The sequence below is a fragment of the Candidatus Aegiribacteria sp. genome, from assembly GCA_021108435.1.
GTDB lineage: Bacteria > Fermentibacterota > Fermentibacteria > Fermentibacterales > JCC-6 > Aegiribacteria.
Window position 1 is genome coordinate 15,653 of the sequence record JAIOQY010000016.1, and the last position, 12,557, is coordinate 28,209.

9 protein-coding genes are annotated in these 12,557 nt (G+C 46.0%); 6 read left to right on the top strand and 3 right to left on the bottom strand.

Going from position 1 to position 12,557, the window contains the following annotated elements; all coding sequences use genetic code 11:
- Positions 1 to 11 precede the first annotated feature (11 nt).
- Complete coding sequence (locus K8R76_00865) at positions 12 to 2,261, bottom strand: hypothetical protein (protein MCD4846723.1); 2,250 nt, start codon at positions 2,259 to 2,261, stop codon at positions 12 to 14.
- 180 nt (positions 2,262 to 2,441) lie between these two features.
- On the opposite strand from K8R76_00865, the gene K8R76_00870 reads away from it, so the two are divergent.
- The 4 genes from K8R76_00870 to guaA all read left to right on the top strand — a co-directional run bounded on the left by K8R76_00870 (position 2,442) and on the right by guaA (position 7,926).
- Entirely contained in the window at positions 2,442 to 3,230 is a 789-nt protein-coding gene (locus K8R76_00870; protein ID MCD4846724.1) for an acyltransferase, read from the top strand.
- Between the two features lie 90 nt (positions 3,231 to 3,320).
- Positions 3,321 to 4,937, top strand: a complete 1,617-nt coding sequence (locus tag K8R76_00875) for a CTP synthase (GenBank protein MCD4846725.1) — start codon at positions 3,321 to 3,323, stop codon at positions 4,935 to 4,937.
- Entirely contained in the window at positions 4,909 to 6,375 is a 1,467-nt protein-coding gene (purF, locus tag K8R76_00880; protein MCD4846726.1) for an amidophosphoribosyltransferase, read from the top strand. Before K8R76_00875 ends, purF begins: the two co-directional genes overlap by 29 nt.
- Before the next feature lie 9 nt (positions 6,376 to 6,384).
- Positions 6,385 to 7,926: a glutamine-hydrolyzing GMP synthase gene (gene guaA, locus K8R76_00885; protein ID MCD4846727.1), complete on the top strand. Its 1,542-nt coding sequence runs from the start codon at positions 6,385 to 6,387 to the stop codon at positions 7,924 to 7,926.
- A 67-nt stretch (positions 7,927 to 7,993) separates the two neighbouring features.
- On the opposite strand, the gene K8R76_00890 is transcribed toward guaA, so the two are convergent.
- A complete protein-coding gene (locus K8R76_00890) occupies positions 7,994 to 9,088 on the bottom strand; it encodes a hypothetical protein (GenBank protein ID MCD4846728.1) in 1,095 nt (364 codons plus the stop codon).
- Positions 9,089 to 9,351: 263 nt separating this feature from the next.
- On the opposite strand from K8R76_00890, the gene K8R76_00895 reads away from it, so the two are divergent.
- The gene (locus tag K8R76_00895; protein MCD4846729.1) at positions 9,352 to 9,795 is read left to right on the top strand and encodes an arsenate reductase ArsC; all 444 of its coding nucleotides are present in this window, start codon (positions 9,352 to 9,354) and stop codon (positions 9,793 to 9,795) included.
- Positions 9,792 to 10,253, top strand: a complete 462-nt coding sequence (locus K8R76_00900) for a hypothetical protein (protein MCD4846730.1) — start codon at positions 9,792 to 9,794, stop codon at positions 10,251 to 10,253. Before K8R76_00895 ends, K8R76_00900 begins: the two co-directional genes overlap by 4 nt.
- Positions 10,254 to 10,263: 10 nt before the next feature.
- Here K8R76_00900 and K8R76_00905 read toward each other — a convergent pair whose 3' ends face one another.
- Positions 10,264 to 12,471, bottom strand: a complete 2,208-nt coding sequence (locus K8R76_00905; GenBank protein MCD4846731.1) for a DUF3160 domain-containing protein — start codon at positions 12,469 to 12,471, stop codon at positions 10,264 to 10,266.
- Between the last annotated feature and the right edge of the window lie 86 nt (positions 12,472 to 12,557).

Genomic DNA, 12,557 nt, shown 5'->3' on the forward strand with positions numbered 1-12,557 from the left:
TTGTCAGATATTCACTGTAAATGTATCACGGGAACAGAAACTCTGACATCAGCTGATTGGGCTGTTAAGAAGTATACACCGTTTGGTGGATTCGTTCCATCGCTGGTTGTCCAGGCTATATCCGTTGTAAATGATCCATTCAGATCAGAAGATATCTGTTCTCTGATAATTTCTCTTCCTGACAGATCATATACTGAAATGATGCAGGGAACTGCTGGAAAGCCTGAACCCGAGACGGCAATACTTCTTCCGGATGGATTGGAAACACTCAGAACCGCTGATATTGCAGGCTCACTATTTCCATCCTCTTCGATTCCTGTACAGGACCAGTCTACTGTGAGCGAATGGTCACCCGGCCCAAGACCGGATGCTGTAATGAAGAGCCTTCCTGCAGATCTGGTTTCCCAGCCTGTAGGCGTTCCGTCGATCAGCACTTCTTTAATGATAACTTCTGGGGGGAGTTCGGCAACGATTGTCTGACCTGACGGAGTATTGCCTGTGAAAGTCATTACAAGACCATTCCCCACCCACCGAATTGATTTTACTGTAATTTTGTAACAGTCTTCAAGGAACTCACCGTACTCGATTGGGAACAGCCAGCCAAAATGCGGATAATCAGTTTCGAGAGATGTACATAAACTGTCTATTCTGTTGTAGGGCTCTGGCCATACCTCCGGAGCAAGCATGTTGATGGGATGAGCTCCGAGAAGACAGTGTTTCCCCCGTTCAAGTACGGTACTCAGGTATTCATATGGCTGCTGGGATACGTAATCACCCCACCAGACCGTATTTGTCCCCCATATCCGACCTTCAGGGGTCTGGTATTTTGAGATATATAGATCCCAGAACGGTTCACCACCCATCCACTCCCACCATCGAACACCATTGCAGTAGTATTCAAAGCCATGGGCTATTGCAGCGTGAAGCCCGCTGAGTGAAGTTCTGTGTCCGGAATACCTGATAGACCTGACCATTACGGTATCAAGACCCATATCATTTATATCGCTCATGGTCATCATGAACCGCTCAAAATGCTCTTCTGGTTCATATGTAATGAATTCGTGATACTCTCCAAAAGAAGAATCAGCGTTTGGTGTATGATGATAGCCATGGCATCCCAGATTAACTCTGTCAGCCCATGGATAAACGTCATTCTGAATATTCAGAAGCCATTCGAGATAGTCAGGAGGGGCAAGAGTTGAAATCCGCCATGTGCAGTGCCAGTGTGACCAGCTATCCTCCCACCCTGGCTCAAACCATACTGAATCGCGGTTCGGTGTCAGTATGCCGTCCGGCAGGATGAGCCAGTTCATCTTCAGACCCGGATGTTCCTCAAGAAGCTGGATCATCTGGGCAGTAACCATTTCGTCTCCTGAGGATGTTGTTGAATATCCCCAGAGATCACCCTGATCCGGATGAACAAAAGGTATCTCATCCATGATCCACGCCGCTGTCCTTTCATAACCATCAGGATGAGCTGAGAAGTAAACCGGCATGACATCTTCACCCAGAGAAAGGCGCATGTAGTAATTACTGCAATCCCCAGCAGGGACAATCGAATGAAGATCCGGTCCCATGCAGTTCTCACGAGGAGGCTCAATGTCAAAGAAACGCATGGTAAGATAACTGTCCGGTCCTGATGGCGGAGTGGTGTTAAGCACAAGAATTCCCTTTGATGGATTGGGAAATATCCAGTTTGCTGTGGGATGGGAATCCGGAGAGTTCAATATAACCACCTGATCTCCGGAGATACGGAACAGATAATCGGATCCGTGAATATCGATGCAGTAATCTTCCTGAATCGTCTGATTCCGGAATAAAGCGGTCTGGTAATCGGTGACAATGAAATCTATTTCAAGAGGCATCCATAGTTCGGCATCACCGGTTGCTTCAAGAGTTACACCGATCTCAAGACCTCTTTCAACCAGCGTCCAGCTTATAGTGACAGCAATCGGAATTTCGTCAGAAGTTGAATGGTCGATAAGACCGGGACAGGTGAAAACAGCAGTTGTATCATTATAACAGACGATTTTCCCGTTCATGGGGATATAGGGACCGCATTGAATGCCCCCGAACTGTTTTCCGTTCGCAAGATCAACGCCGGTTTTAAAATCATGAAGCTCAAGAAGTGAACCGGCCCTGACACCTGAAGTGATCGGGGTAATAACAGCGCGCAAATGAGCGTTTTGCAGTGTGTCTGGTGAGCTGTCTGGTGAAACCGGGAACGAATTGGTAATTACCAGCAGCATTATCAATAACATCGCAATCTCCTGCATTCCACCAGCTATGGAAGTATACCATTCACCACGAATCGGTCTTTCCTGGTGGGGATTATTTTTTTATACAATAGAAGTATGATCAATAGGAGTTAGATCTACAACAGTGTCATTTCGAAGTGGATATACAGGTTGGATTGACATCATCTAAATTGAAAGGTACTTATGGTTAAAGTCGGATACTTCCAGTTCGCTCCAGTGTTCGGCGAAAAAGAAGAAAATCTGAATACGGTTCTTTCCGCTCTCAATGATGTTAATGCCGATTTGATCGTTCTGCCCGAGCTTCCGTTCACCGGATATGGTTTCAGCAGCAGGGAAGAGCTTCTGTCTTTAGCCGAAGATCCTTCTGAAGCCAGTACTGTTTTTAAGCTTGTTAAACTTTGTAGAACTCAAGGTTTTCGTCTGGTAACCGGCTTTGCCGAGAAGGCTGGAGAGAAGTGTTACAACAGCGCATTACTCCTAGGACCTGCAGGGATCGAGGGTCGATACAGAAAGCTGCATCTCTTTGACAGAGAGAAAACATACTTCGATCCCGGGGACCTTCCTCTTGACGTTTTTGATATGGATGGGATTTCAGTTGGCATGATGGTCTGTTTTGACTGGATATTTCCTGAGGTTGCAAGGACTCTTGCTCTCAGAGGCGCTGATATTCTCTGTCACCCGGCAAATCTTGTACTCAGCTATTGCCAGCAGACAATGCTGTCCAGGTGCACGGAGAATCTTGTTTATGCAGTGACCGCCAACCGAACAGGTTCAGAATGTCATTCATCTGGTACACTCGATTTCACAGGGGCAAGTCAGATTGCAGCACCCGGAGGCAGGATTATTCATAGAAGCGGAAAAGAAATACAGGAAGTATTTGTAGTTGAAGTAGATATTCTTCAATCGCGAAATAAATGCATTACGGAGCGTAATGATGTGCTTGCTGACAGAAGGCCTGAATTTTATTATTAGCCCGTTTTCTCAACCTTGAAAATCATTTCGAATACTGTCATAATTGATAATACTGGGAAGTGTTTTCTTGAATCGAAAGGCAGTGTTCTTATGCCCCCTCGCAAATGCAAATTCATCTTCGTTACCGGTGGTGTCGTGTCCTCTCTTGGAAAAGGTATCACTGCTGCTTCAATAGCACTTCTTCTCAGGCAGAGGGGATATCGGGTAACCATGCAGAAGCTGGACCCATACTTGAATGTTGATCCTGGAACGATGTCTCCTTTCCAGCACGGAGAGGTTTACGTTACGGATGATGGTACCGAGACTGATCTTGATCTTGGTCACTACGAGCGATTCGCCGGACTGAAGTGCAATCGGAACAGTAATTACACAGCCGGCATGATATACTCATCGGTAATCGCTCGTGAGCGTGAGGGAGGATATCTTGGAAAGACGGTTCAGGTAATTCCTCATATCACTGACGAGATAAAAAAAGCAGTACTTTCTCAGGCAGAAGATGATTATGACATTGCAATTACCGAGGTTGGCGGTACTGCCGGAGACATAGAGGGGCTTCCGTTTCTTGAAGCTCTGAGGGAACTGGGTCAGGACCTTGGCTCGGAGAATGTGCTGTATATTCATCTTACTCTCATTCCTTACCTGTCCGCTTCCGGAGAACTCAAAACGAAACCTTCCCAGCAATCGGCCAGCATCCTCAGGAATATCGGTATCATTCCGGATATTCTTATCTGCAGAACAGAAAGAACGTTGAATGAGGAGCACTTCATGAAACTGTCAATGTTCTGCAACGTACCACGGAGAGCAGTTATCGAGGAGAGGGATGTAGAAAACTCTATCTATGAAGTGCCTGTTGAACTTGCTGCACAGAAGCTTGACGAATTGATACTTGAAAAACTGGGGCTTCCAGCGAACGAACTCGACCTGGAACAATGGAAATCCATGCTGCACAGGGCAATTCATCCTTCAGGAAAAACTGTCAGTATCGGTGTTGTCGGTAAGTATATGGGCTTGCAGGACTCGTATAAAAGCATATATGAAGCTTTAAGGCATGGAGGGATCTCCAATGATGTTCTCCTTGATGTCACAGGCATTGAAGCAGAGGATCTAGAAGGTGGAGATACAGAACTTCTCCAGGGTCTTGATGGTATACTTGTCCCTGGCGGATTCGGATACAGGGGAATCGAAGGGAAACTGGAGGCCATTGAATTTGCTCGGAAAAACGATATCCCTTTTCTCGGGATCTGTCTTGGAATGCAGTGTGCCGTAATAGAGACCGCTCGCAATCTTGCCGGAATGCCGGAAGCGAACAGTTCTGAATTCTCACCTGTCTGTCCTGATCCTGTAATTCATCTTATGGAAGAACAGAAAACAGTCACAAATAAAGGTGGAACAATGCGTCTGGGTCTGTATCCGTGCATACTTCTTGATGGATCAAAAGCAATTGAGACTTATGGACAGAAAAACATCTCAGAAAGACACAGACATCGCTTCGAATTTAACAATGAGTATAGAGAGGTGCTGGAAGCAAGCGGTCTTGTCTACTCAGGTATTTCTCCCGATGGAACTCTTATTGAGATAATCGAGAGATCTGATCATCCATGGTTCGTAGCCTGCCAGTTCCATCCTGAATTCACTTCTACTCCTCTCAAGTCAAATCCTTTATTCGATGCATTTATAGATGCTGCAAGGAGGAAAGCGAGTGTCTGAGATCAGAGAACATTGTGGATTGTGCGGTATAGCCGGTCATCGCAAGGAACCTGTCTCTCTTGTAGCCGAAGGGCTGCTTGCGATGCAGCACCGAGGTCAGGAAGCTGCCGGGATTCTGTGCGCCTATGAACAGGGAATGAAACTTCATAAAAGAAATGGTACTGTTTCTGAAGCTATGTCCGATTTACCGGCCTATTGGAGCAATCTGGGAATCCATGCTGTAATTGGGCATGTCAGGTACGGTACTTGCGGTGGAACAGATGTAATCAATGCTCAGCCTCTTCTTGTAAGGATGGCGGGGATTCAGGTCGGCATAGCTCACAATGGTACTATCAGTAACGCATTTTCGCTTAGACAGGAACTCCAGAATCAAGGTGCTATCTTCATGACAAATACTGATACTGAAGTGGTGCTTCATCTGATGTCACGTGAATTAAAGAATACAGGATTCAATGTTAAAAAAGCTCTTGAGATTGCGCTTCGAAGACTTCAAGGAGCCTACTGTTTTCTGATCATGACACCTGAAGGATTATATGCTGTAAGGGATCCTCTGGGCTTCAGACCGCTGAATCTCGGAAGGTTTCAGAATGGCGGATGGATAATCGCAAGTGAGACGATCGCTTTTTCGGTTTGCGGTGCTACGTATGTGAGAGAGATCGAAGCCGGAGAAATTCTGTTCATAGCTAATGGCGTGGATGAATTGGAATCCGAACGTTTTAGCGTAGATAAAGAACTGTTCAGCGTAAGAGATGGACTTGCCCAGTGTATTTTCGAACATGTCTATTTTGCGAGGCCGGGCAGTTACGTTTTTGGAGACAGCGTATACTCTGTAAGGATTGCGATGGGAAGGCAGCTGGCGAAGGAATTTCCTGTTCAATGTGATCTTGTGGCTCCTGTACCTGATAGCGGCATGTTCGCCGCACTCGGCTATGCAAGGGAACTTAATCTACCATTCGACATGTGCTTCACAAGAAATCACTACATTGGCAGAACATTCATCAATCCGGGTTCAGCACAAAGGGCAGCCATGGTAATGAGGAAGCTCCAACCTATTCCGGAAGCTGTCAAAGGGAAAAGGTTATGTGTTGTCGAGGACAGTATCGTCAGAGGAACAACCAGCCGTGCAAGAATAAGGGCACTCCGTGAAGCGGGAGCGAAGGAAATCCATATGAGGGTTTGCTGTCCGCCTCACAGGTACGGATGCTACTTCGGAATCGATTTTCCCGAACAGTCAGAACTGATTGCACGGAATTATTCGGTGGACGAAATCGCAAATCAATTGGAACTGGACAGTCTGAAATATCTTTCGAAGGATGGTATGCTCGGATGTGTTACTGCTCATGATGCAGATGATTACTGCACCGCATGCTTTGATGGTGATTATCCCGTAAAACCACCGGTCCGAGACGATAGTAATCAAGAAGGGGATGCACAGTAAGGAGATTTCATGGTTCACGGTGGAGTAGCAATACTTGATTTCGGTTCGCAGTACAATCAGCTCATTGCACGCCGGGTAAGGGAAATGGGTGTTTATTGTGAACTCATTCCCGGAAATGCTCCTTTTTCGAGGGTAATGAAGATGCATCCTGAAGCGCTGATTCTTTCCGGAGGACCTTCGAGTGTTTACGATGATGATTCTCCCCATCCTGACCCGGAACTGTTCAGAACCGCCCTTCCTGTTCTGGGCATCTGCTACGGCATGCAGCTGCTCGCTCTGCATGAGAACGGCAGGGTTGAAGGAGGCCATGACAGAGAGTACGGTCCCGCAAAGCTTTACCCTGAAAAGGGAACAGCTCTTTTCGAAGGTATCGGAGATGGTCTTCAGGCATGGATGAGCCATGGTGACAGGGTTGTTGAGGTCCCGGAAAGATACAGAATTGCTGCTCACACAGATACTCTTCCCATTGCTGCGATGGAGGATACAGAAAGACAAAGATTTGGTGTTCAGTTCCATCCCGAGGTGAATCATACAGAATTTGGAGAACAGCTTCTCGATAATTTCGTATTTCATATTGCGAAACTTAGCAGAAACTGGGATATGAAAACTTTCCGAAAAAGTGCTGTGGAGATGATTCGCCATGAATTGCCGGACGGAGGGAAAGTAATTCTTGGATTGTCCGGTGGAGTTGATTCATCTGTTGTTGCCGCTTTGCTGCACGAAGCCATCCCGGATCGCTTCATTCCAATTTTTGTAGACAACGGTCTTCTTAGAAAAGGAGAGAGAGAATCGGTAGTTAAAACGTTCAGGGATCACTTTGGAATGCCATTGATGGTTATTGATGGAAGAGATGATTTTCTGAGAGCTCTTGAAGGTGTGACAGATCCTGAGAAGAAAAGAAAGATAATCGGCAGGGTGTTCATTGAACTGTTTGAGGAAGCCTCCTCTGAAATAGAGGGAGTGACACATCTTGCGCAGGGTACCCTTTATCCGGATGTAATTGAAAGCATATCGTTCCGAGGACCATCCGCTACAATAAAGAGTCACCACAATGTCGGCGGACTTCCTGAAAGAATGAACCTGAAACTTCTCGAACCCCTGAGAGAACTGTTCAAGGATGAAGTCAGATCACTTGGACGCGAACTCGGGCTTCCTGAACTGATGGTTGCGCGGCACCCGTTCCCGGGTCCCGGACTTGCTGTCAGAATACTCGGTGATGTCAACAGTGAGGATTTGGATATTCTCAAGGAAGCCGACTGGATTTTCATAGATTATCTGCTGAATAATGATCTGTACAATGAGATATGGCAGGCATTCGCCGTACTGCTTCCGGTTAGAACCGTTGGCGTAATGGGTGACCAGCGCACATATGACAGAGTGATTGCCCTTCGCGCGGTCACTTCAACAGACGGTATGACAGCGGACTGGTACAGAATGGCTCCGGAGCATATGGCCCGGATCTCATCAGAAATTGTGAATAGAGTCAGAGGTGTGAGCAGAATAGTTTACGATATATCATCAAAACCCCCCGGCACCATCGAATGGGAATAGGGGTCAAACCTTGTATTTTGACATTATCATTATATTAATTACAAGATATCCCACTTAATTATACCGCTTAGTTCAGCAACACCACACTGACCGTATCCCTGAATTCTCCCGCGACGATCACGCAGTGATAAATCCCGCTATGCAGATCTTCCAGAATGATTTCATGATCGCCTGAAGGAACCTCACCATCAACCGGAGAACTTACCAGCCTTCCATCACAGGCGTAGACTCTAATTCTTACAGTACAGTTTTCAGTAATAGAATATGAAAGCGTGATATTCCCTGAAGCCGGATTATCACTGGTAATTTGTAACTCGTATCCTGTGTATGTTTCCGTCTCTTCGATACCGGTTCCCTGCCATCCAGCGATAACAGCCATCATCCACCAGAGAGCTTCACCTTTCTGAGTGCAGCTTTCAGCTGTAGTATGTCCGTATGAACTACCATAGAATTCGGGATGTTCCGCCGGGATTACATCACTCCCATAGGAATAGGTATGCTGCTCCCATGAGGAGGTTCCCGGATTGTACCACCAGCAGTCAAGATCGGCGAAATCGAATAGAATCTTATTGTTGCTGATGCAGTAATCCCGGATCTGTTCGTTCCTCTGCCAGCGGTTATAGCCGCCTGATCCTTCGGTCTGTGCATTGCCGGTGAAGTAGATAAACGTAACATCCGGATATTCCGACTCCAGCACAGTCATGGAATCGAGATAAGCCTGAACTCCAGCTTCACTGTATGAATTGCACTGACAGCACCAGCACCACATCGAGGTGAGGATGGTTGGATTGTTATCAAGTACATCCCGCGTGAGATTCATGCCGTTATCGTTCTGCCAGTAGAGTTCCGGACCTATGTAAGTGCCTGATTCCTGACCGTTGAAGATACACCAGGCATCTGGTACTGTTGGAAGGTTGCAGTTTGCAATCGCGTAATCGTAGAAAGGGTCCGCGGTTTCTATGAACTGGATTCCGTATGTCAGCTGACCTCCATGGGATGTATGAGCATAGTGAGAGGGTATGTTGTCCTGAACAGCCTCGATCCAGGTCACTGGGATTTGATCAAGATCAGCGCATGTATGATCGATGATGGTTGCTCCGTCCACTGAACCACAAAAGCTGATGATCAAAACCAGTATTCCAAGGATTCCTGTTATTTTCATGTTCACTCCAATCTCTCTTTCACATATGAATATTTTTATTAAACTATCATCTGAATTGCATTTTCGCAACAACACCAATCTTCATAGAATCAAGAATCAAGGAAATGAAATGGACTATTTCATCAGCAAGTTTAAACGTTCAGAATTAATTCATTGAGAATTGAAGACTATTATGGTATTCTACCTTGTTGCAGCTGTTCCGGAGATTGTATCACAAATACTGTCTGGAAGATATTTCGAGAAATGGAGATACCTCATACTGAATGGAAAATAAGCTGAGAATTCTTTTTCTGTGTACGGGTAATGCCTGCCGAAGCCAGATGGCGGAAGGGTTTGCAAGGAATATGAAAGGTGATGTACTTGAAGTATTTTCTGCTGGAATCGTAGCTCACGGGTTGAATTCCCTGGCTATACAGGTGATGCGGGAAGCTGGTGTGGATATAACAGAACAGTGGAGTAAAACTATAGAAGAACTGAACGATAGAGAATTCGATTATGTAATCACTGTATGTGATAACGCCAGTGAGAACTGTCCTTATTTTCCTGCCGGAATCAGGGTTATTCATAAAGGATTTGATGATCCACCTGTGCTTGCGAGGAATGCCGGTTCCTTCGAGGGTGAACTGGACTGCTACAGGCGCGTGAGAGATGAGATAAAAGCATTTATTAAAGAATTGCCTGACTTTCTAAAAGGGAATGCAGAATGAAAACGCTGAAGCTTTTGATAATGATATGCATTGTTCTTCCAGTCATGGCAGATTTTGATAACTGGTCTCCTACAATAGGCATCAAGCTCACTACTCCCCAGAAGATGAGCCTTTCGCTTGGAATCAGCGGAACATCATGGGGAAGGCTGTTCGGTTCCGACAGCGGTATTCTCATTCGACTCGAACCCGGCCTGTCAGGCGGCAAATTGCATCTTGGAACTCGTCACACTTTCAGTATGGTACTGATTCCGATCCTTTCCATGGATATTTGTGCTTCCGTCATGTATACATGGAACAATCCCTGGGCAGGTATGGAGAACGACCAGACCTATATTGGCAGTGAACTGCAGTTTGGAGCACATCTCCTGGTGGTTTCCGCTGGTCTGTTCAGACATGTTGCAGGAGGCGATGAGTATCACAACTGGGTCTTTTCAACCGGAGCGGGTCTGGGATTCTGATTTGACCTTTTTATTCCTCCAGGAACATCTCCGTCCAGGATGGTCTTTCAGGTTCGTCATTCGCTATCATTTCACGCCATGATTCGTCAGTCAGCCGGTCGGACATTGGCCATGTAAATTCGTAATAGCTCAGAACAGGTCCTATAGCAGCTTCAATATTGCCATCAGGTCTTCTGTAAATAATGATACAGTAATCAAGATTACCTGACGCAACCTCAAGGACAGACATGCTGTTCTGATCGGTATGAACATCCGCAATCAGGGATGTCTCAAGGCCTTCTGAAGTTATGCCACCCCATGAAATTGCAATCTCAAGACTTCTCGCGAAACTCTTCAGGAAATCCGCGTCCTCTGAGGTGATCTGTTCTCCTGCAAGCTCTCTTTCCGCGATGTTCTGAAGATTTTTCAGAACAGTGGACGCATTATCGAATCTCATTTCAATTTCATCGTCCAGAATACCGAATTCCGCAAGTCCTTTCTCAGCCATTTTCAGAGTTGCTCTCAGCTCTGCATAGACTTCGGGTACCGGCTCGACAAAACCAGCGGAAGGAACGGGTTCATCATCAGGCCCCATCGCGCATCCGCATTCCATAGTGTAACTCTGCTTGGCGTAAAGAATTGTGTCGTGCCTGAGCATTGCCCATGAGGCCAGGAAATTGGAAAGAGTATGTCGATCCCAGGCTGTATTGCGCATGAAGTCAGGATAATCTTCTCCCTTTTCCTTCTGCAGGAGATATAGACAATGAAGCCATGACATATAGAGGGTTGAGTGCCAGTCAGATGGGGAATAATCCTCGATCATGGATGTAAGAGACGCAAGCGAATCACCGTAGGAATCATACTCGAATGCTCCCCGATCTTCAAGAATTGAGAGAGCAGCATCGCTTCCAAATGCTGCCGCGATATCCAGCCCGGTCGGCATGAAGCGATTCCGTCCGAAAGGATTTAATCCAACTGCAGGAAACACAAGCTTACCAAGGATTTCACTGTCCGGCGTATATCTCTGACCAAGGAATCTGAAACCTGTTGTTTTCACGAATGCTTCCTGAAGGTCATCGGGATTAAATTCCCCGTTCTCATCCGGCATTGAGATAAGTTCCCCTGTGCCGCTGTAAATTGAAGGACTGGCATAGCTGGTATTTACATAATTACTGAACTGGTGGTAAAAATCAGGGCTCCAGATCAGATCGGTATCAGTCGATTCTCCCGCTATCTCTCTTGCCGCATTCGAGTATTCAGGAACTGATAAATCATCAGCGAAACCGGCAAAGAAAGCGGTTATCTCGTAGATCCTTTTCCATTTGTTCAGAAGCAGCTCACCATCCGATTCAACAGTACTTAGATCGGAAACAATGAGAAGCGCGCAGGCGGTCATTTCCCTTGCATTATTTTCGGATACGATGTAGGCAGCTGTTTGGCCATGAGGTTCTCCTCCGTTGAGCAGAAGAGTCAGCCTCCCAAGCCACATCATTGCCTTGAAATACCTCTCCAGTCCCTCGCTGGCTGTGTAGTGACCTCTAGGGATATACTGTGAGTAGTCCTCTCTGTATCCGAAAATCGGGCTGTCTTCAAAACCGAGGTGCTGTTCGATAAGCTCTATTTCCATTTCAACCGCATTTACAATTGATGGATCCGATCTGAAGGAAGGATCAAGTAATGAAAGCGGTACAGCGAAAAACGCTGCATTCAGGATACAGCCACGATCCAGATTTCTTTCGTATAGATTCTTACACACAATCAATAGATCTTCGTAAAGGTATTTCTCTTCGAGATTCTGAAGAATCTGATCGAAGAAGATATGCAGCATATGCAGAGGAATACCTGAAGAGACATAAACCGGCTGATCCCAATTAGAGACAGTTTCATACGCAGTTATCGGATTATCCGTGCTGTAAGGTGCATTGAAAACAATGAATCCGTTTTCCAGAAGATTTTCCGGTGTATCGTTAATCCCTGCTTTTCTCAGAACCTGAGAGAGATTAAATACTTCCGATGATTCCGCAGGAAGGCCGAATGTTGACATATCAGGCTCCACAATACTGCTGACCGGTTCATAGAATCGGTCGGCAAAAGAAGCAGCCACTTCAACCTCCTCGCGGAAGTTGATATCTTCTGAGTCGATGTTATGATGTTCGATAAGTGAAGAGCTCTCCCCACTGCTGCAGCTTGATACAAGAACAAACACAATGATCAGCACAGTATTGATTCCAGCCCTCATAATAATACTCCTCTCGTTTTCAGATAATACATTCATTGACAATTCTTTATTCCTTGGCAATGGATTCAATATAAGTAAATCAGATA

Coding starts and splice junctions, on each gene's coding strand:
- K8R76_00905 (MCD4846731.1), bottom strand. CDS start 12,471: ATGAGGGCTGGAATCAATACTGTGCTGATCATTGTGTTTGTTCTTGTA.
- K8R76_00890 (MCD4846728.1), bottom strand. CDS start 9,088: ATGAAAATAACAGGAATCCTTGGAATACTGGTTTTGATCATCAGCTTT.
- guaA (MCD4846727.1), top strand. CDS start 6,385: ATGGTTCACGGTGGAGTAGCAATACTTGATTTCGGTTCGCAGTACAAT.
- K8R76_00870 (MCD4846724.1), top strand. CDS start 2,442: ATGGTTAAAGTCGGATACTTCCAGTTCGCTCCAGTGTTCGGCGAAAAA.
- K8R76_00900 (MCD4846730.1), top strand. CDS start 9,792: ATGAAAACGCTGAAGCTTTTGATAATGATATGCATTGTTCTTCCAGTC.
- K8R76_00865 (MCD4846723.1), bottom strand. CDS start 2,261: ATGTTATTGATAATGCTGCTGGTAATTACCAATTCGTTCCCGGTTTCA.
- K8R76_00895 (MCD4846729.1), top strand. CDS start 9,352: ATGGAAAATAAGCTGAGAATTCTTTTTCTGTGTACGGGTAATGCCTGC.
- K8R76_00875 (MCD4846725.1), top strand. CDS start 3,321: ATGCCCCCTCGCAAATGCAAATTCATCTTCGTTACCGGTGGTGTCGTG.
- purF (MCD4846726.1), top strand. CDS start 4,909: ATGCTGCAAGGAGGAAAGCGAGTGTCTGAGATCAGAGAACATTGTGGA.